The sequence below is a fragment of the Microcystis sp. LE19-131.1A genome, from assembly GCF_027532015.1.
Lineage (GTDB): Bacteria > Cyanobacteriota > Cyanobacteriia > Cyanobacteriales > Microcystaceae > Microcystis > Microcystis ichthyoblabe_A.
Genome location: NZ_JAPZSS010000097.1, coordinates 1 through 20,794, shown reverse-complemented (window position 1 = coordinate 20,794; position 20,794 = coordinate 1). Strand labels below are relative to the sequence as shown.

General features: G+C 41.3%; 21 protein-coding genes. 5 read left to right on the top strand and 16 right to left on the bottom strand.

Annotated features, from left to right (window positions below):
- Positions 1-525: 525 nt before the first annotated feature.
- The 6 genes from O9323_RS08670 to glyS form a co-directional block, all read right to left on the bottom strand.
- Positions 526-1,614, bottom strand: coding sequence for a glycosyltransferase family protein (locus O9323_RS08670; RefSeq protein ID WP_288124963.1), 1,089 nt, complete (start codon positions 1,612-1,614; stop codon positions 526-528).
- Between the two features lie 74 nt (positions 1,615-1,688).
- The gene (locus O9323_RS08665) at positions 1,689-2,378 is read right to left on the bottom strand and encodes an HNH endonuclease (protein WP_288124962.1); all 690 of its coding nucleotides are present in this window, start codon (positions 2,376-2,378) and stop codon (positions 1,689-1,691) included.
- Positions 2,375-3,799, bottom strand: coding sequence for an AAA family ATPase (locus O9323_RS08660; protein ID WP_288124961.1), 1,425 nt, complete (start codon positions 3,797-3,799; stop codon positions 2,375-2,377). The genes O9323_RS08665 and O9323_RS08660 overlap by 4 nt, the downstream gene beginning before the upstream one ends.
- Positions 3,800-3,869: 70 nt before the next feature.
- Entirely contained in the window at positions 3,870-4,943 is a 1,074-nt protein-coding gene (bchI, locus tag O9323_RS08655; RefSeq protein WP_002754885.1) for a magnesium chelatase ATPase subunit I, read from the bottom strand.
- Positions 4,944-5,026: 83 nt separating this feature from the next.
- Positions 5,027-5,416: a hypothetical protein gene (locus tag O9323_RS08650; RefSeq protein WP_288124960.1), complete on the bottom strand. Its 390-nt coding sequence runs from the start codon at positions 5,414-5,416 to the stop codon at positions 5,027-5,029.
- Between the two features lie 253 nt (positions 5,417-5,669).
- On the bottom strand, positions 5,670-7,802 hold the full coding sequence (gene glyS, locus O9323_RS08645; RefSeq protein WP_288124958.1) for a glycine--tRNA ligase subunit beta: 2,133 nt from the start codon (positions 7,800-7,802) through the stop codon (positions 5,670-5,672).
- 132 nt (positions 7,803-7,934) lie between these two features.
- Here glyS and O9323_RS08640 point away from each other — a divergent pair, with 132 nt between their 5' ends.
- Positions 7,935-8,519, top strand: a complete 585-nt coding sequence (locus O9323_RS08640) for a MiaE family protein (RefSeq protein WP_002754890.1) — start codon at positions 7,935-7,937, stop codon at positions 8,517-8,519.
- 30 nt (positions 8,520-8,549) lie between these two features.
- Here O9323_RS08640 and O9323_RS08635 read toward each other — a convergent pair whose 3' ends face one another.
- Positions 8,550-9,740, bottom strand: coding sequence for a GNAT family N-acetyltransferase (locus O9323_RS08635; RefSeq protein ID WP_024969871.1), 1,191 nt, complete (start codon positions 9,738-9,740; stop codon positions 8,550-8,552).
- A gap of 36 nt (positions 9,741-9,776) precedes the next feature.
- Positions 9,777-10,457 (bottom strand): RibD family protein, encoded by a 681-nt coding sequence (locus O9323_RS08630; protein WP_002754893.1) that lies wholly within the window; start codon positions 10,455-10,457, stop codon positions 9,777-9,779.
- 91 nt (positions 10,458-10,548) lie between these two features.
- On the opposite strand from O9323_RS08630, the gene O9323_RS08625 reads away from it, so the two are divergent.
- Positions 10,549-12,474, top strand: a complete 1,926-nt coding sequence (locus O9323_RS08625; RefSeq protein ID WP_288124957.1) for a sensor histidine kinase — start codon at positions 10,549-10,551, stop codon at positions 12,472-12,474.
- Between the two features lie 41 nt (positions 12,475-12,515).
- Here the strand turns inward: O9323_RS08625 and pheA are convergent, their stop codons facing one another.
- A complete protein-coding gene (gene pheA, locus O9323_RS08620; RefSeq protein ID WP_288124955.1) occupies positions 12,516-13,370 on the bottom strand; it encodes a prephenate dehydratase in 855 nt (284 codons plus the stop codon).
- 55 nt (positions 13,371-13,425) lie between these two features.
- Positions 13,426-13,833, bottom strand: a complete 408-nt coding sequence (locus tag O9323_RS08615) for a ribonuclease D (RefSeq protein WP_288124954.1) — start codon at positions 13,831-13,833, stop codon at positions 13,426-13,428.
- Between the two features lie 18 nt (positions 13,834-13,851).
- Between O9323_RS08615 and O9323_RS08610 the strand changes: the two genes are divergently transcribed.
- Entirely contained in the window at positions 13,852-14,340 is a 489-nt protein-coding gene (locus O9323_RS08610) for a universal stress protein (RefSeq protein ID WP_002738803.1), read from the top strand.
- Positions 14,341-14,353: 13 nt separating this feature from the next.
- On the opposite strand, the gene lepB is transcribed toward O9323_RS08610, so the two are convergent.
- The 6 genes from lepB to O9323_RS08580 form a co-directional block, all read right to left on the bottom strand.
- Entirely contained in the window at positions 14,354-14,926 is a 573-nt protein-coding gene (lepB, locus tag O9323_RS08605) for a signal peptidase I (RefSeq protein ID WP_002754900.1), read from the bottom strand.
- Positions 14,926-15,759 carry a nucleoside triphosphate pyrophosphohydrolase gene (gene mazG, locus O9323_RS08600; protein ID WP_002738913.1) on the bottom strand — a complete coding sequence of 278 codons (834 nt, stop codon included), beginning with the start codon at positions 15,757-15,759 and terminating at the stop codon, positions 14,926-14,928. The genes lepB and mazG overlap by 1 nt, the downstream gene beginning before the upstream one ends.
- Positions 15,760-16,131: 372 nt before the next feature.
- Entirely contained in the window at positions 16,132-16,503 is a 372-nt protein-coding gene (locus tag O9323_RS08595) for a hypothetical protein (protein WP_002739421.1), read from the bottom strand.
- 694 nt (positions 16,504-17,197) lie between these two features.
- On the bottom strand, positions 17,198-17,599 hold the full coding sequence (locus O9323_RS08590; RefSeq protein ID WP_002738428.1) for a phosphomannose isomerase type II C-terminal cupin domain: 402 nt from the start codon (positions 17,597-17,599) through the stop codon (positions 17,198-17,200).
- A gap of 94 nt (positions 17,600-17,693) precedes the next feature.
- Positions 17,694-17,990, bottom strand: a complete 297-nt coding sequence (gatC, locus tag O9323_RS08585) for an Asp-tRNA(Asn)/Glu-tRNA(Gln) amidotransferase subunit GatC (protein ID WP_002738949.1) — start codon at positions 17,988-17,990, stop codon at positions 17,694-17,696.
- 145 nt (positions 17,991-18,135) lie between these two features.
- A complete protein-coding gene (locus tag O9323_RS08580; RefSeq protein ID WP_002738883.1) occupies positions 18,136-18,657 on the bottom strand; it encodes a photosystem I assembly protein Ycf3 in 522 nt (173 codons plus the stop codon).
- A 596-nt stretch (positions 18,658-19,253) separates the two neighbouring features.
- Here O9323_RS08580 and O9323_RS08575 point away from each other — a divergent pair.
- Both O9323_RS08575 and O9323_RS08570 read left to right on the top strand, forming a co-directional pair.
- On the top strand, positions 19,254-19,829 hold the full coding sequence (locus O9323_RS08575) for an IS607 family transposase (protein WP_373276078.1): 576 nt from the start codon (positions 19,254-19,256) through the stop codon (positions 19,827-19,829).
- Positions 19,830-19,831: 2 nt separating this feature from the next.
- The coding region (locus tag O9323_RS08570) for an RNA-guided endonuclease InsQ/TnpB family protein (RefSeq protein WP_288124953.1) at positions 19,832-20,794 on the top strand (963 nt) is incomplete at its 3' end.

Sequence of the window (20,794 nt, the reverse complement as noted above, 5' to 3'; positions counted from 1 at the left end):
TTTATTGATATTTATTATGATAAGACCTAGTTTGTAGTTAACTAAGATGGTTAGCTAAAAACTGTATTTGATTCTTTAACTTGTCCTTGTTATACTCGAAAAAGCTCGGAAGTATAAAAGTTTATGCTGCTATTTTTTTTCGGAAAAATAAGTTGTAATGGGAGACTCTTTGTTTTCCTAGACAAAAATAATTACTTTTTCAAAAAAACACTTTTCTATTTTTTTGTTGGGTATTTTATTCTCTGGAAGTCCCTATCCTTCTTGTAGTACATCGCTTGGTACAAAAAACAAGGGCAACAAAGCCTGAAACGACCGGCTACTGACTCGGAGACTCCTGACTCCTACCCCCAGGAAAAACTTTTTCAGCAGACCCTAAGTAGTTATAATTAAATTGAAGATGGATTTTGCCTCTGAGCTACCCTGCCCCTACCCTTAATCCCCCCTTGATAAGGGGGGTGTCTGATAATTTTTAATGCCTACCTACTTAATAATCAGAGGTTAAATTGGCTAAGTTAATCATTACTATTACCTCTCAAAGTATTCTACGATAGCTCTCGCTATCGATTCTGCACCATCTTTAGGCAGTTTAACCTTTAATCGTGGCGGTTGGGGGGCTTGGCGTAAAAAGTCCCAATTACCTTGAAAAAATTCTTCACTGCTAATAATTTGATGATCACTATAATCTTGGATTCCAGCCAATAAAATCGCTGATTCGGCGAAACCTTCTCGCATTAGGGAAACAATCGGCACCTCTAATTTTAAAGCCTCGGCAAAGGTACTATATCCTGGTTTGGAAATAATTCGATCGCACAGGGGCATAAAATCCACGGGACGATAGCTCCGATCTAGTTTATCCTGTAAGCGGACTAAATTGGGCAATTCGGGCGCGTTTTTTTCAAAAGTGATAAATTGCCAATCGGGAAAACTGGCGAGATTATTATATGGAATTGCTTCTAATCCTAAACCCCCAAAACTCAATAAAATAGTTTTTTCTTTGGGGGCATTTAGCTTAAATTCCTGTCGCAATTGTTCTTCACTGTAGCGGGGTGTACCCCCGGTTAAATTTGCTTCTGTAACGTGAGGAAATGCTGTCATCGCTTCTGCTAAAGGCAGTTTAAATAAGCGATCACATTGATTATAACAACGACTGATCCAATCACTAATACTGGCAAATTCTTCACCCCAATCACGATAGATAAAATCCCAGCCAAAGTTACCAATCATCCAACAAGGAAGCCCCGCGCTTTTGGCAATTAGTGCCGCTAAAGGCGGTAAATCGGCTACAACTAAACCCACACGATTAGTTTTAATAAAATTAACTTCACTGGCAATAATTGCCCTTGATTGAGCAATTATTTGTTCTAATTTTTCTTTGGTAGCTAATTTATCCATCGTTAAACTATCCGATTGGATTACCCCCACATCAAACCCCCGGGGTCTTTGAATATATTCTCCGGATATATAGGAATCTAATAACCAGCGCGGGGCCGTGGTGACTAATATCGGCAAAATTTCGGGATTAAGTTCAATAATATTAGCTACTACCGAAGCACTGCGGACGGCATGGCCAAAACCATGATTAGTAACGGCAAAATAAACAACAGGACGAGACATAAATATCAAGTAAGGTGAGAATAATAAGCGAGAAATTTTGTTTTTCAGACTGTAGATAATAATTACCCTTAATTTTAGGGAGGCAAATGAGGCAGGATATAAATACTAGCAAAAGCATAATATTCCGCTCCCGGTTGACAAGCTTCTTGCAGTAAAGATAAAGCCTCCGAGTCTCCTTGTTTTGCTAAACGTAATAATGCTAACAATCTTTTAATATATTGACTACGATAGTTAATTAATTCTTTTCGTCCACGCATACCATTGAGATCGAACAAATCTTCAACAATTTGACCACGTCGATCCCGACCATAAACACTGGCCAATTTTGCCATTTCATCCCAAACAAATTCAAGATGTGTATTCGGATCGGTTACTCCATCCGTGGGGTCTATTAACAGAGGATTTCCCGTGATATCATCGAGAGGAAAATTTGTGCCTTTGTGATTGGCATCATTACATTTATCACAAGAAAGCAGTAAATTCTCCCAAGTAAAAGTCAGATCAGGATACTGGCTTTTTGGATAAAAATGTTTGATCGCTCCGTAAGTTACCACTATAATCTTACTTTCACAGTAAGCGCATTTCCCATTAAACATTTTAACTAATGCTTCTTTAACTTGCGGATGACTGTATTTATTTTGTGCTTTGTTAATGTCAGTTTTAGTGGCCTTGTTGTTTGATTTTATTGATTCTAAAGCCTCTAGCCAACGAGCGGCATTTTTAGCTAATACGCGTGGCTCTGATATTCTGGTGACAGGAATCAAGATAAACGCTCCTCTAGTAAGGCATCAATTCGGGATTCTAAACTATTAGGTTGACTAATTTCGCCAAAGGGTTTAACTTCTCCAACAAATAATGACAGTTGTTCATATTCTTCCTTTTCTTCTGCTGCCAGATTTTTATTTTTACGATTTAGTTGGTGGTAACGCTTAATTTTATTTTCTGTCTCAGTGGGAAAGGTTGATTTCAAACCAAAAGCAGCACTTGTTAAAGTACGATCAACATTAGCCGCTAATTCTTTATAAGGAATTTCTACAATCTCTAATTCACCCGCTACCAGATCGATTCGTAGGGTTAAAGACTTTTCCCCCGCACCGGCAGCGATTAAAGGACTATGAGTAGCGACAAAGAATTGAAGCTTGGGAAAAACTTCCTGTAACCATCCAGCAATTTCCCTTTGCCAAGAAGGATGTAAATGAATATCTAACTCATCGATTAAGACGACTCCAGAAGCCTTTGTGGGGTCATCTAGATTGGGGAAGGATTGTAATAATCGCCAAATTAAATCCCCAGCTAAAGCAATCATACTCCGAAAACCATCGGATAAACTAATGGTTGGAACTTTTTGACCGTTAACTAGAAACTGAATCAAGGCATCGGCAGTTACTTCAGCAATTTCTACATTACCGGGTAACAGTTTAGTAATTGCTTCTTCGCCGATTTTTTTCATTTGTTTGGCTTGAATATCTTGGGGATTTTTGGCTATTCGATAATCTAAATGCACCATCCATCTCTCAAAAGAACTTAAAGATGTATCCTCATTAAATTGGCTGAAAAAGTTGCTAGAGCGTTGCGGGGGTTCAAGACTAGGAATAATCACTTGACTCACTCGTGTCAAACGACGGAAAGCTCCATAACCGACGGCAAACCAACCATGATTATCGGAGGCAAAAGCATTGGCTCGCAACCAACTTAAAATTTTAGTATTTTCTTCGATTAATGCTGGTTCTGTATAGGTTTGTTTGTCCTTACTGCCTCCTAACTCTAACCTTTCCTTGCCTGTAACAAAATAGGAATAAGCAAAAGTTTTTCGAGTTTTATCCGTACCAAATTTTCCCGCATCCCCATCTTCCTGATGAAGCACTGCGGTTAATTTACCCGGTGTCTTGGGATTACATATCCAACCGGTCGGACGGGGTAATAATTCTTTGGCTGCTTCTGGTCCTGCGAGCAGCAAAGCTAAAGCCTGTAAAATCGTGCTTTTTCCTACTCCATTTTCTCCTAATAAAGTGATCCAATGATAAGGTTTAGCGCGCCAATGACGTTGATTATTGGGATTACTAATAAATTTAATCTCTTGATTCTGGAAGCATTTAATGTTTTCGAGTTTTATACTTTCAACCCACATGGACATTCCCCCAGAGAATAACAGCAGTCGATAAAATTCTAGCTTATTCGGCCACATCTAGCCCTTTTTGGTCTTCATCTCTAAATCCAGTCAAAAACCCTCTCTTCGCAGAGAGGGTGAATTAGATTTAGGAATTTTCCTCTAATCCAAAGACGCGATTAAAAGCTTTCAAGACTTTATAACCAGAATCGATCGATTCTAAGGGATCTTTCCGCAAACGGTGACGTAAACAGAGAACAATTACCCGACGGATATCATCTACCGTCACAGTGGTCCGTCCTTCCAAAGCGGCCAGAGCTTTAGCGGCGCGATTGGTAACGATATCGCCGCGCAATCCATCCACGTCTAACTCGGAACAAACCTCGGAAATTTTCACCCGCAGCTCATAATCAAGCTCCACGGAAGGCAAAAGATTCTGAGCCTCCACGAGCTTTCTTTGCAGTTCTTCCTGTTCTAAGTTATATTTCTCTAAAAACGAGAGGGGATTGCCATCAAATTCCGCACGCTGTTCGACGATTTTGACCCGTAGAGGTGGTTCTTTGACGGTGTGAATCTCGGCGTGCATTCCGAAGCGATCAAGCAGTTGTGGGCGCAATTCTCCCTCTTCTGGGTTGCCCGATCCCACCAAAACAAACCGGGCCGGGTGACGGATGGAAATTCCTTCCCGTTCCACCGTATTCCAACCACTAGCGGCCGAATCTAATAGCACATCGACGAGGTGATCGTCAAGTAAATTGACTTCATCCACATAGAGAATGCCGCGGTTAGCTTTGGCCAGCAAACCGGGTTCAAAAGCTTTTACCCCCTCTGACAGGGCCTTTTCGATGTCAATCGTGCCACAGACCCGATCCTCCGTCGCACCGAGGGGCAAATCTACCATAGTGACTTTTTTCTTGGCAATGGTCAAGGGGATGGCCTCGTCCACCCTTTGCCGCACCTCATCGCTCATTAAATCGGGATCATTGGGGTCAGAATTAAAGGGATCGTTAGCAACTACCTCAATTTCTGGTAAAAGGTCGGCTAAAGCCCTAATGGTGGTCGATTTTCCCGTACCTCGATCCCCCATAATCATCACCCCGCCAATTTTGGGGTCGATGACGTTGAGAATTAGGGATAATTTCATTTCTTCCTGGCCGACAATAGCGGTGAAGGGAAAAACCACGCGGCGAGTTTTCGGAGGAGCTTGGGGAGTCACGGTCATAAGTGGATTCAAAAGTCAAGAGTTGTTGCGTAAAGAATTATATCTAGTGTGGGTTCTAGCCGTCAGCTTTCAGCAAAGCCTTATCATTGTAAGTCTTTTTCCCTGCTTTTTAAGATCCAGCGCCAGAGGGGATGACCCGGCCCTTTGGCCTGAATTTTCTGCACCCGTTGCTCTAAGCGCAGTTTTTCTCTGGGGGAAAGTCCTAAAATAATGTTGCGACTTTGCCAGACTAACACTGCTCCTGTAATGGCAAGACAAAAGGCTAGACCGATAGAAGGCCAGTAATTGAAAGCTAAAGCGTATCTAAGGGCTGTCCAAGTAAAATATTGCCGCATTAAGGCTATATCATCGCGTAAAACCCATAAACTCGCCGAACCAATCACTAACCAACAACCCAACACAAATAACCAACGACCCCATACCGTCAGTCGATGTAATCTTTGGACTTGTTGCTGTAGTTCAGAATCGGCCATTTCAGTTATCAGTGGGGAATTATGAATTATGAATTATGAATTATGAATTAGGAAGTGTTTTCAGTGAACAGTAATCAGTGAACTGAAAACTCAAATCTGATAACTGATAACTGATAACTGACAGCAAAAATAAATTCAGAACGATTTTGCGCCGTTTCAGCGATCACTAAAATTGTTAAGAATTGTACAACCCTCTTGTTATAAGGCTTTTTATGTCATGAAACCTTAAAATGAGAATTGCTGGATAACTGAATTATCCCTTGACAATTGCGCCAAAATCTGCTAGGACTCGGGCGTGATTTCGCAGTAAACCCAACAAATTTAAACGATTGCGACGGACAGATTCTTTTTCTGCCATGACTAACACACTATTTTCGCCATCAAAAAAGTCAGCCACCAGGGGAGAAATTGCTGTTAAAGCAGTGACGAGACGCTGATAATCTCTTTGCTCTCTTGCGCTGATAGTTTCGGGAATTAGGGCAATTAAAGCGTCATAAAATGCTGGTTCGGAGGATTGTTCAAATAACTCCGTATTGATGATTGCCTTGGCTTCTAGGGTAGTTGTATCTAAATCTCCTTTTTGTGCTAAACGGGTCGAGCGATTGACAGTTTCATAGATGTTGGCTAACTGACCATCCTGACGAATTTGGCATAAAAAGCGGGCGCGTTCACGGGTATCTAATAAATTTTCTAAAGCGCGAGACTTATACTCTGGATCGTTTTCCCCTAAAACTGCATTAACGAGATCATAATCTATCCTCAAATCATCAATTAAGAGAGTTTGCAGACGTTGTAAAAAGAAATCTTTAATCAGATTGACTGGGTTGGGTTTATCGGGATGACTGGTGACAAAATCCTGAGCTATTTGCTCAATTAATGCCAAAAGATTGATATTAAAATCGGCTGACCAGATAATACTAATTATTGCATTGGCAGCCCGACGGAGAGCGAAGGGATCTGAGGAACCAGTGGGCAGCATTCCCAGTCCAAAAATACCGACTAAAGTATCTAATCGATCGGCAATTCCCACCACTTGACCGGTGATTGTTTCCGGGAGTATATCCCCAGAATTGCGAGGCAGATAATGTTCAAAAATGCCCCGGGCAACTACAGCCGATTCACCACTAATTAAAGCATATTTTTCGGCCATTACTCCCTGTAATTCGGGGAATTCGTAAACCATTTGGGTAACTAAATCCGCTTTACAAAGCATGGCAGTGGACTCTATATCACTGCGACTTTGTTCATCGAGATTTAACTGTTCGACGATCATCTGGGCAATTTCCATAATCCGATCGACTTTATCGCGCATGGTTCCCAATTCTTCTTGGAAAGTGACGGTTTCCAGTTGAGGAAGAAAACTATCTAAGGGTTCATCACAATCGGCAGTATAGAAAAATCTGGCATCGGCTAACCGTGCGCGGATAACCCTTTCATTTCCCGCGGAAATAATCTCAGATTTTTGGGGATCGCCATTAGAAATAGTAATAAAATAGGGTGACAAACCCTGGGGAGTTTTCACCGGGAAATAACGCTGATGTGTCACCATCACGGTAATAATTACTTCTGGGGGTAATTCCAGAAATTCATCGTCAAATTTGCCGACAATTGCCGTGGGATATTCGACTAAGTTAGTCACTTCTGCTAATAAATCTGCGGGAATTTCTGCCACTCCCTCCAGTGTTTTGGCCAGGGTGGTAATCTGATCGGTAATTATCTGTTGACGCACTTGCGGATCCGCTTCCACAAAAATTGATCGCAAACTGGTTAAATATGCTTGGGGATGACTAATAGCTAAGGATTGCGGGTGTAGAATGCGATGACCAAAAGTTAATCGATCGCTGGTTAAAGTGGTAGAGCCATTAATTAATTCTAGGGGTAAAACTTCCCCATCCACTAAAGTTAATAACCAACGAATTGGCCGGGGAAATCTTAAATCTCCATCTCCCCAACGCATAAAACGTCTTCCTTCCAAACGAGTAATCCATTGGGGAATTAATTCAGTTAAAATCTCGGCTGTTGGACGACCTGGAATCGTTTTTTCAATATAGACAAATTCTCCTTTGTCTGTGGCACGAATGGAGAAAGCAGCGGTGCTAACTCCCTGTTTTCGAGCAAAACCCTCACCAGCGGGGGTAATTTGGCCATTTTTGTAGGCTGCACTAACTGGCGGTCCTTTGATCTCCTCGCTGCGAGCTTCTTGCTCCCTCGGTAATCCTGTGATTAACACGGCCAAACGGCGCGGAGTTCCGTAAACTTGAATAGCAGTCGCGTCCAGAGATTCCGTCTCTAAACTCTTGCTAACTCTTTCCTGCAATTGTGCGATCGCGCTATCGACAAAATCTGCGGGTAGTTCTTCTGTACCGACTTCAAGTAAAAAATCCATCTGATTGATTGGCCGTGTTTATGCTTCACCAATCATCTAGGCTATCACAGAAGCCGTGTCCTTAGTTTTTGACTGGTGTTGTTCGACTTTTTGGGTTAGGGTGAAAGATGCAGCAAATTGGAATCAGCGACGATGGGAAAGATTAATTTATTAGTCAGTGCCACCTCTGAGGATTGGATAGAACAGGCAATTAATAATTTAGGGATTATTCTGCTCGATCATTCCCATTGTGAGCGAAAAGCGGCAGGAGTGGCCTTAAATCTCATGTTTCGTTATCCTTCCTACGCTTCCCTCGTGCGGAAATTAACAGCGATCGCACAAGAGGAATTAGAACATTTTGAACAGGTCAATCAATGGTTAGATAAATGGGGAATTCCCCTCGCTCCCTTAAATTCTCCCCCCTATGGTGCTAAATTGAAGGCCCAGATTCGTCACCAAGAACCCGATCGCCTTTTGGATTCTCTGTTAATATCAGCTTTAATTGAGGCGCGTTCCCACGAAAGATTAGGTTTATTGGGAGAATATTGTCCTGATCCCGATTTAGGCAAATTTTATCGCGGTTTAATGGCTTCCGAAGCGCGTCATTATGGTATTTATTGGCTATTAGCAGCGGATTATTTTGAACGTACAGTGATCGAGCAACGTTTAGAAACCCTAGCGGCGATCGAAAGTGAAATTTTAGCCAATCTGCACCCGGAACCTCGTATTCATAGTTGATTGCACTAATAGGGACAAACCCTATCTAAATTACTCGTTCAACTCAATTTCTCTCTTAGAAAAGGGTAAATCTTGATTGATTGCATCAATTTCTTCCTGTTCCATTTGATTAATTTCTTGGATATAATTGCGGAGAATTTGAGTCATTTTGCCATGATAAAAACGGTGTAAACTATGATTAGCAGTGGCAGGAAAACCCCGTCTTTTTTTATGTTGTCCTCCCGCACCTGGGTCAAACATGGTAATACCTTGACTAATTGCCCAATCGATCGGTTGATAGTAACAAGCTTCAAAATGTAAACAGTCATACTCTTGAAAACTGCCCCAGTAACGACCATAAAGATTAGTATCTTTGCGAATACAAAAAGATAAACCCACGGGTTTAGTATCCTTTTCATTTTGGTAGGCAGTAATCAAAACCACTCGCTGACGATAATTCGGATATAATTGTTCAAAAAATTTCTGTGTCAGATATTTACTTCCCCAGTAAAATTTATCACAGGTACTGCTATAAAACCGATAAATTAACGGGAATAAATGATGGGGAATTTCTTCGGCAGCCAGAGTTTTAATAATTAACCCCGCATTAGTCACCGCTTTCCGTTCCCGTTTAATATTGCGGCGTTGATTAGCATTAAAAACCGTCAGATAATCTTCAAAACTTTGAAAACCCTTGTTATTCCAGATATAACTATGGTGTAACCAGGGAGTAAAGCCCAAATTTTCCATTAAAATTCGCCATTGGGGATCCACAAAAAGAAAATGACAACCCGACAGATTATTTTGATCACAAAAATGATCAATAGCCGCTATCATTAAAGCAGTAATTTCCAGTTCATTTTCCCCCGGAGCAATTAAAAAACGATAACCTACCGCCGGAGTAAAAGGGGTCATTCCTAACAGTTTCGGATAGTACCTAATCCCCAAACGATGGGAAAGATCTGCCCATTGGTGGTCAAAGACAAATTCACCGTAACTATGACTTTTAATATACAAAGGAGCGGCGGCAATTAACTCAGTACCGCGCCAAACTGTGAGATGAGCAGGTTGCCACCCAGTGCGTCCCGTGGCGCTGCCGGAAGTTTCGATATTATGTAACCATTGCCACTCGATAAAGGGAGTAGTTAGGGGTTGAGCGAGAGCATCCCATTTTTGTTGGGGAATCTCACTCATTTTATCAATCCAAACGACAGAATATTGAGGTTTAAGCTGTTCTACCATGGGACAAGATAAGTCAACCTTTTTATTTAAGGTAATCTAGTTTTGAGATTTGTGGCAATCTCGTTCAAGGGAATAATGTAGGAAAATTTCGGCTTCCACGGTTTCCACGCTCAAAAGTCGTAATTTTCTGGCAGATTCTGCCAGAAATCCAGTTCCTCCCAGGGGAGTTGCCGCTTTATTGCCTCCTAACAGCAAAGGACAAATGGTTAGATAGATTTCATCGATTAAATCTTCAGCTAAAAGAGAGGCAATTAATTCACCTCCTCCCAGAATCGCCAGTTTTTTGATACCTAGGGCGGTAAATTGACTAAAAATAGCCTTCCAATCACCGCAGACTAAGACAAGCTCAAATAAACCCCGATTTTCCCAGGCTGCCACTTTTTCGGCTGCCGTGATTAACCAGCGAGGAAAAGGCTGCTGAAAAAATTTCATCTGGGGATCAAGCAGTCCCGAATGAGAACAAACGATCTGTATCGGCTGCGGGGATAATCCCCGTTGTTGACGATAAGCGAGAAAATCGCCATGACGGATAGGAAGACTGGTGTGATAAGCGCGCAGGGTGTTAGCACCGAATAAAGCGGCATCCATGCGGGATAAATGTTGTTCTAGACGCATTTTATCGGTAGCAGAGGCAAATCTGGCCGCTGACTGGTAGGCGTCGGCAATTTTACCATCGGCACTCATGGCTAAAATAACGGTGGTGTGAGGATGATTCATAGTAAATGATGAGGGATATCACCAGGTCCGATTGGTGAATAGGCTAGTATAGTCTGGAGTTTGATAGCAAGAATCAAACCAATTTCCGCCCATGTCTATCGGTCAATCCTCCTTTCGTCGTATTCTGCTCTCTCGCTTACTCCTGGTTAGTGTTCCTGTACTACTAATGGGGGTTTATGTTACCTATCGTAAGGCGCGATCGGCTTTTTTGGAAACGGCCCGTCAAAATCTCACCGAAAGTGCCATCAGAAAAGCAGACAATATTGAGCAATCAATTCAACTTTTGCGGGCCAATCTGATCACTGCGGGGGAAAGTCTGGTTTTAAAACAGGGAACCTTAGCCGAAAAAGAAGCTTTTTTACAACAATTAACAGCGATGCTTCCTAATCAGATTAACTGTGTGGAATTAATTGATATTAAGACCAAGAAACCTTTATTAAATCGAGCCTGTGAACCAGAAACCCTCAAAATTTTGCCTCTGGAAAGATGGGCAGAAAAACGGAATAGCTTTGCTGGTAATATCGAGAATATTTTAGTTAAAAGTTTACCTAGAAAATTTCTAATTAAATCTCCCGATAACAATCGTCAATTAGAATTAGTCTTTGCCGTTCCCATCTACGACAATCAAGGACAATTACAATCTGGTCTGATTTTACAAACTTCTCTACTTTACGCTGAGAAGGTTTTACGCGGTTCTTTGTCAGGTTATCCCGTGGTTATTTCTGAAAATGGCATTATTCTCGCTCATCCCTATTTTCATCGCATTGGTAGCCATATCAGTCAAGAAGCTGATGCGGAACGTCTCAATCTGATCATCGATAATGCTGTTAGAGGTCGACGGAGATTTCTCCATTTATTTTCTTTCGAGAAATATGGCAAAGAATTAGTCGCTGGTTACAGTTCCCTCCCCAGTCCAGTTACGGGAGAATCATCCCAAAAATGGGTAGTTTTAGCCATTAGTTCTCTCTCCCAAGCTCTGGCTCCTCTACAACAAATTTGGGAGGCAATTTTTTATCTAATTTCTGGTTTATTATTAGCTTATTTAGTAGCTATTGTACTTATTGCTAGGGATTTAGCTAGACCTTTAGAAAAACTGCGAGATTATGCCTTAAATATTCAGAAAATTCCTTCCCAAAAGATTAGACCACAAAATTTTAATATTAGAGAAATTAATCAGTTAGCCTCGTCCCTAGAGGAAATGCTCGAACGTTTACGTCTTTGGGGAGAGGAAATAGTTAAGAGTTGGCAAGAAGCGGAAAATGCTAATCAATTAAAAAACCAATTTTTGGCGAATACTTCCCACGAATTACGCACCCCTCTCAATGGTATTATTGGCTCAATTCGTTGCGTTATGGATGGATTTTGTAACAGTGAAGAGGAGGAAAAAGAATATTTGCAACAAGCGGATAAGGCAGCCGTACATCTTTTGGAAATTATTGATGATATTCTCAGTATTGCTAAAATAGAAGCAGGCAAACTTTCCGTTAATCCTGAACCAGTAGATTTACACCAAATTATCAATGAAGTTATTAATTTACAAACAGCATCGCTGCAGGGTAAGCACTTAAAATTAAATTTGCTTTTCTGTCCAGAAAATCCGATAGTCTATGCTGATCCCACTAAATTAAAACAGGTAATTTTGAATGTTATTTCTAACTCAATTAAATTTACCGAGACGGGAACTATTTCTCTGATAACTCACTTAGAATATCCACAGGCTATTATCACTATAATCGATACAGGAATCGGTATCGACCCCCAGCAGCAATTAAAATTATTCCGTCCTTTTGTGATGATTGATGGTTCCACAACTAGAAAATTTAGCGGTACGGGTTTAGGATTAGCTATTTCTAAGAATTTTATGAAAATAATGGGGGGAGATATTACTATCTCTAGTCAAGGTCAAGGTTTAGGAACAACTGTGGAAATTATTCTTCCTCTAGTTGGGGAAAAAAAGCTTGACTTTAACCCAGAGGGAAACTCATCTTTGCCGATTCTTCCCTCTCTTAAAAGCTAAAATATCTCTATTTAACTACTGTAATTTATGAGGAATTTAGTTTATAATTCCTCTAAACTTTCTACAGGCAAATTAACCACCTGATAAGCACCAAAAACCTTGATCGCATCGGTATAATTTGTTAATTCTTCTAAAGTTTCTGCGATTAAATGCTGTTGATCCAGATTAATTTCTAGATCAATAAAAAATATGTATTCCCCTAAAGATCGTTTAGTTGGTCGCGATTCAATCCGAGATAAATTAAGCTGACGTTTGGCAAAAACTTCTAAAGGTTTGACTAAAGCACCGGGTTGATCTAAAACTTGAAAAGCGAGGGACATTCGCTCTCCTTGAGGATGGGAAGTTAAAGCCATTACCCAAAAACGGGTACAATTATCGGGATAATCATTAATTGGTTGTATTAATATTGGTACATGATAGAGTTTGGCAGCCCGGGGAGAAGCAATCGCGGCCGAATTAGCCTCTCGATCGAGAATTTGAATCGCTTCCGTGGTAGAATTGGTGGGAATAATCGGCACGTTAGGTAAATTATTTTCTAGCCATTTTTGACATTGAGCTAAAGCTTGGGGATGGGAATAAACGGTTTTAATTTCTGTTAGCGATTGTTGAGGAGATAGAAGTGCATGGGAAATCGGTAAAACTAATTCTTGTTGAATCTGTAACCTGGGTAATTGCCATAAAGCATCAAGAGTCATTACCACACTTCCTTCGGTGGAATTTTCCACCGGAACCACTGCTAAATCGGCCTGATTTTGGACAACCGATCGCAGGGCCAGGGCAATGCTAGGATAGGGTATTAATTGATGAGGCTGGGGTGGTAAACTGTTAGCATAGGCTAAAGCGGCTGTTTCTGAATAGGTTCCCACTGGCCCCAGATAAGCGATCTTTACAGTCATTTAGATTATCCCCGCAAGCAATTTTTTCTAGCTATTACAGCCTTTCTCATAAATATCAAGTATAACCTAATTCAGCCAGCGTTTTCAGTTGATAATTGGGTAAAGGAGCAATATAGTAGGGAACCTTTTTAGCTAACTCTAGGGTACAGGTAATTTTTTTAACTTGGCCCTTACCGCCCAAAAATTTACAATCATAAGTAGCATTGTGCAAAACCTTTTCTATCTGGTCAACCAGCATGATTTTAGTGATAAAATAATCGATCAGGTCCAGTCGTTCGAGAACATCCAAAATTGTCACCCGCTCCCCCGTTAAATCCGTGGAATCAGCCAGAATTTGAATCAGAGACAAACGGGGAGTCTTGCTATCGTAATCGGCCACTTCCTTATCTAACCAAAGAATGGGAAAATGAGAAAAGTGATCGATCGCATTCCTAATAGCGTCGGATTCCGTTAAATAAGGCATGGTTGCAGAGGCTGAAAAATGTATCAAAAAATCTTGATAGCAGTAGATTTGTCGGAGATGGGGGAGAGTGTCTTTAAGGAGGCTGTATCCTTAGCCAGTAAGTACGAAGCTAACCTTCTACTACTGCACGTCCTTTCCCCTGAAGAAGATTATAGCCCTTTACCGATTCCACCCAATTTAGCCGATATTTACCCCGCCCAGGGTAATGATCTGACTCTTGATTTTTGGCGGCAACAATGGGAAGAATTTGAGCAGAAAGGGTTGGCAATGTTGCAAAAAAGAGCTAATCAAGCGGGAGAAATGGGTGTAAAGGGAGAATACCGGCAAATTTATGGTCATGCCGCCAAAACTATCTGTAAAGTGGCGCGAGAGGAAAATATTGATTTAATTGTTATCGGTCGGCGTGGGCGATCGGGTCTAGGAGAGTTATTCTTAGGTAGTGTGAGTAATTATGTTCTCCATCATGCCCCCTGTTCCGTCTTAATTGTTCAACATCCTCAGGACTAAAAATTCCTGTTAGCTATTCCCCCCCTAAAATCCCCAAACGATTAAAAGGAAAAAAGCGAAAAACCGCCCTACCAATCACGTTATTTTCCGGTAAAAACCCCCAGATATGGGAGTCATTGCTATTATTGCGATTATCTCCCATGACAAATAAGTTATTTTCTGGCACGAGCAAAGGCATTAAATTATATTGAGGGGATTCTAGAATATAATCCTCTGCCAAGGGTTGATTATTCAGATAAATTTTGCCCTCCTTGACAGCAATCACATCCCCTGGGGTGGCAATCACTCTTTTAATAAAAGCTTGGTCCTTTTGATATCCCTGTAATTGTAATTGTGCCGGCGGTTCAAAGACGACGATATCCCCCCGTCGAGGAGGATGGAAATCGTAGGAAAGTTTTTCCACCACTAAGCGATCGCCCTGTTCTAAAGTGGGTAACATAGAATCAGAGGGGATAAAACGAGGTTCAGCCACAAAAGTGCGAATCAGTAGGGCTAAAACTAAAGCTATAGTGATAATTTGCAGATTTTCTCGAATAGAAGCCCAAAAACTCTTGGATTTGTCCTTATTAATTTCTTGCTCTTGCATTATTGCCCAGATGATGGTTGGTTTAACTTAGCTTTCGCTTGCTGCCAGAAAACTGTTAATTCCTCTAGTGTATAGTCATGGAGAGGCTTTTCTGCCACGGATTCCACTAGGGAAAAACGTTGAATAAAACGCAGATTAGTCTCTTGTAAAGCGATACTGGGGTCTAAATCATACCAGCGAGCAAGATTGACAATAGTAAAGAGTAAATCGCCTAATTCTGCCTGTTGATGCTCTTTATCGTCCGATTCTAGGGACTCTTGCCATTCTGCTAACTCTTCGCCAAATTTTTCCCAGACTCCCGCGATATTTTCCCAATCAAAACCGACTCGCGCTGCTTGCCGAGAAATTTTCATCGCCCCGATCAAGGGTGGTAAAGTTTGGGCATAACGGGTTAATTTGCCGCTAATAGTCGGGTCATTTTTTTCCTCAGCTTTGATTTTCTCCCAATTTTGACGCACCTGTTCGGGATTTTCTAGGGATAGCTCCCCAAAAACGTGGGGATGACGACGAATTAATTTATCAGTGATGCCCCTAGCCACTTCTTCTAGGCTAAAATTACCCTCATCACTGGCAATTTGAGCTTGTAAAACCACCTGTAGCAGTAAATCGCCTAATTCCTCGGCAATGGCAGTTTTATCACCGCTTTTAATCGCCGCTACCACCTCATAAGCTTCCTCGATAACGTAGGGAATTAGGGTTTCCGGGGTTTGCGCTAAATCCCAAGGACAGCCGCTTTCTGGGTCTCGTAAACGGGCAACAACGCTGATTAAATGGTTTAATGCCGCTAAGATGGCCTTGTAACTGGGATTATCGGTTTCTGGAAGGCTAGACATCGATTTTTTCCGGTTTTCTCCCCCATTATACCGGTTAGTTATCAGTGATCAGATGTGAGTTTTCAGTTAACTGATTACTGTTTACCGATCACAGCAAAAAAGCTCTCATCTCCCTATCTTCCTAATATTCAGTCACAGCTTTTCTGATAATAGATGAAGTTTAACCTAATTTGATTGAAGACCTACCCCCCAAAACGAAAACTTCGTACCTCACCATTCAGATAACTGCTTTAGCTCAATAACAATGAAAAAACCCGGTTTCACCGGGTTGCACTAGCTTGGAGTGTGTATAATCAACCGATAAGGCAGTTGAAAACTTAAATAAATCTAAATAGAAAAAAGGTAAGCAATTCCGCTGTAAGAGAATCAGATTTAATGAATCATCCCGCAAGTTAGGGGACAAGAAGCATAAACAGCTTGATGAGAGGTTTTTACCTCACCGTGTAACCAGTGCAGCCAGCTAACTTCATGGGGATGAACACCTTTTGCTGCTAACAAAGCGGCACTAATTAGGATAGCCAAAATGTTAATACCAATAATCATTCCTGCCACTAAAAGCACGGAACTAACCGGTAAAACTGACTGTAAGATAATCGCAGACAATGCCCCCACTGTCATCATTAATACTACTAAAGGAAATCCCACTACTAATAAACAGACAGTGAGGACGAAACTCCAGAGAAGAAAGCTTTTTAGCATTGCTAAAGAAACGTGGCCCCAGTTATTTCTTGCGGTTAATTGCATCTTCCTGACCTCTTACAAACTTGGTGGTCTAACTTTTCTGCACGTCGGCTCAAAGTTGATGAAAACCAGTATAGGAAAAACACCGAAGAAAATGAGCTATTCGCAATATAAATTTACAATCATCGCCGATCATCTATGTTATATGTATCGAACTATTACAAAAATCGCCAAGAGGTATCGAAAACTTTACAATCGGTTTCCCTTGATCCCCAATCCAGTTTCCTACTAAAATCCTTGATCCCCGTCGATAATCCTTTCTTGTCTCCCTGTCCTCAGATTTTTCCGCGTCTCTTTGTAACAAATCTTTACAAGTACCTCTAGAATTCTCAGAAAATAGGTGGACGACAGTAACCAGTAATCAGTCACCAGCAATCAGTAAACTGAAAACTCGCACTTGTCACAGAATTGACATCCGGCTGTTATAGTCCTGACAAATGAGAGTTATATGCTAAAGTTAATCCAGCAAAGGAATAAATTATTTCCCCTAGCCCAGCTTTCCTCAAGCTTCCCACACAGGGTCTAGGGGAAGTTTATTTTTCTGCCCATGAGGAAAACCGCTACCTGGCCCGAAAAGAAAATTTTTCTAGAAATTGACAAGCCTTGACAGCAGGGAAGACAGTCAGACAGACTAAACTAAAAAGGTTTTTGGAGCGAAAATATAGTTTCTTGCCTTTCTGTCCCCCTAAAAGCAGTCTTAGCTCTGGTGACGAGCATAATCATCCTGAAAACGCACTATATCATCCTCTCCTAAATATTCCCCATTCTGCACTTCAATTAATACCAATTTGATTACCCCGGGGTTTTCCAGACGGTGAGCGGTACACTGCGGCACATAGGTGGACTGATTAGCACCGAGAATTTCCTCGTTATCTCCACAGGTGACTTTTGCCGTCCCCGAAACGACAATCCAATGTTCACTGCGATGGTAGTGCATCTGTAAACTGAGACGATGACCCGGATTCACTTCAATCCGCTTGATTTTATAACCGGGCCCCTCTTCTAGGGTGGTGAAGGAACCCCAGGGCCTAAATTCTGTTGCCGCCGATTCTACGCTCGAAATAAGCTGAAATGGTGCCACATCTTGGGCTGCGATCATTATATTATGTCTCCATTGCTAGGTCTGATCTTAGTCCAAGATAGCAGCAAAAACCCTAGATGGCATCTAAGTCAGTGATCAACTGCTCACTGATTCACTCTTCGTCGCTGTTGAGAATACGGGGAACCCGGAAATAATCTCCTTCCGGGACCGGCGATTCCTGCACTAAGACCTCGTGATCGCGATAAAGTCTATTACTATCAGCGCGAGTGATATTTTGAATTTCGATCGCTCGCGTGGTGGGTGGCACATTTTCCGTGTCTAATTCGCTTAACTGCTCGAAATAATCCAGTATCCCGCTTAATTGCCCCGCAAATTGTTCTTCTTCAGCGTTGGTAATCTCTAAACGGGCTAAATGGGCGATTTTTTCAACTGTAGCTCGATCGATCATGGGAGAAATGGGGTGTAGGGTGTAGGGTGTAGGGTGTGGGGTGTGGGGTGTAGGGTGTGGGGTATGGGGTGTGGGGAGAATAAATAAAAATAATCTCCCGTCTCCCGTCTCCCGTCTCCTAACGACCGACGACCGACTCCTCAATTTAGAAGAAAACATCAATTTCCGATCGCCCGGTAATTTTCAGCCAGTTTTGGGCTTCAATGTAGTTATTGGGGGCTAATCGGATGGCTTGTTTCCAGTATTCTGCCGCCTTGTCGTAGAGTGCTTCTGCTTCGGCCTGTTGTCCGTCTTCTCTGGCTTTTTCCCCTTGAAAATGGTAAATAACAGCGATATTATTCAAGGCGGAGGGCATTCTGGGATTAAGTTGGATAGCTTCTTCGTAGTATTCTAAGGCCTTTTGATGCTCCCCGTTACTAGCGTGGATAATGCCGATATTGTAGAGGATATAACTGCGATCATTAGGATCCTCTTCTAATGTTAAAGCTTCATAGTAATTATCGAGGGCTTCGGCGTATTCACCGTCAGCTTGGGCAGACATCCCATCGCGATAATAAACAAAGGCTTCCTTGGCTTTTTTATCGGCGGGGAGTATCTTTAAAATGATATCCGCCATGACGGTAAAGGATTTATCAATAAAATTATCGTTACGTTGAGTGCGTGGCATAGTTAGGACGAGTAGGCGATCAAAATGACTATTTCCTTTATAGCACTCGCGAGAAACCCCAGGGCTGTTTTTCCAATTTTTCTGGCCACAGGTTCCATTGAAGGGATCTTGGCTGCCCCAACGGCGAACATTGGTTTTCCAGTCAAAAAATTCCCCTTGGCAAGGGGTAATTATGGCCCTTACTAAGTTTTTATCCCTTGTGTCCCGATTGAGAAAATGTCAAATCTGCTAGGGACGGGCTACAGTTCCTTGAATTTCGCTGCCACCCTTATTGCTCCAACGACCATTGACGTAACTTTACCTAATATCTAGATTTCTCCCTGTTGGTTGCTTTAAGTGAGTAGATTAGTTTCATGGTATTATCCCATAGGCAAACCTATCATCTACTATCTAAAGGTTAAACTCTTTTTCTCAAACCAACACCCACTAAACCCAAGGCTAACAGAGCAAGGTCGGAAGCCAGAAATCGGGTGGGGAAGAAATTCTGTTGCCTTCATAGCGGGCAATCCACCTACTGATGAGATTCTGGCATCGTGGTTTTGGTATTGTAAAGTTTTAATACAAATATGGTCAGATATAGTCAGGCATGGTAATATATAGACATGAAACTATCGGACTATGCAAAAAAAGCAGGAATAAGTTATCGAACGGCTTGGAGATGGTGGAAACAAGGGAATTTAACAGGTTATCAATTGCCTTCTGGTACAATTATCATAACGGATGACAACCATTCAAAACCCGACTTGATAGCTTGCATTTATGCAAGAGTTTCCAGTGCCGAAAATAAAGACAATCTAGATAGACAAGCTGACCGATTAAAAGATTATGCTGTTGCCAGAGGCTACAAAATCTACAAAGTTGTCAAAGAAGTAGGCAGTGGATTAAACGATAATCGCCAACAATTAGCCAAAATTCTAGTTGACCCCAATTATAATGTTTTAATTGTTGAACACAAAGACCGTCTAGCCAGATTCGGGACTAATTATCTAGAAATCTTGTTAAAAGAACTAGATAAAAAACTGGAAATTGTCAATGAAAGTGAGGATAACCAAGATGAGTTGATGTCAGATTTAATAGCCATTATTACCTCTTTTTGTTCTCGAATTTACGGATTAAGAAGGTCGAAAAGAAAGACAGAAAAGATTATAGCTGAGTTAAAAGACAACGGATAATAATGTTAGTAGCCGAAAGACACATTATCAAGAAAGGACATAGATTTTGGGCTGAGATAGATAATTTATCTTGGCAGTCTAAAAATCTCTACAACTCAGCCAATTATTTAACCCGACAAAACTTCATTTATGGTCATGGCTATTTGACCTATAATCAGATGGCCTCTCTGAGGTCAAAGACAGAACAGTATCAAGCTTTACCCGCTAAAGTTTCCCAACAAGTTTTAAGAGGATTAGACAAAAACTGGCAATCATTTTTTGCCGCTTCATCGGAGTTTAAAAGTCACCCCGATAAATTTCTAGGAAAACCCAAAATTCCTGGCTATAAGGAGCAAAAAAAAGGAAGAAATCTCTTAGTTTACACGATTCAAGCTATAAGCAAAGTAGGTCTTAGGCAAGGATTAGTCAAACTATCAGGTACTTCAATTGCCTTGCCGACGAGAGTAGCAGAGCGCATAGCAGAAGTCAGAATAGTTCCTAAATGTGATTGTTATGTAATCGAGGTAATTTATGAGAAAACCGAACAGTTATTAGCTCCTAATGAAAAGATAGCTGCGATAGATTTAGGCATAGATAATTTGATGGCTGTAACTTCAAATCAACCGGACTTTATCCCTTTGTTGATTAATGGCAGACCGTTAAAAAGCCTGAATCAATTTTATAACCAACGTCGGGCTAAGTTACAATCTCTGTTAAAAGGCAATCGTCAAAGTTCCCAGAGGATTCGCTGTTTAACTCGCTGTCGTAATCAGAAGATAGATAATTATCTTCACCGAGCTAGTCGTTATTTAGTCAATCTCTTAGTTGACCAAGAGATAACAACTTTAGTAATTGGGAAAAATGACGGTTGGAAACAAGAAGTGAACTTAGGAAAAGTCAACAATCAAAAATTTGTGACCATCCCTCATGCTCGATTAATTGACATGATTAGTTATAAATGTCAATTAGTAGGAATCTCTGTGATT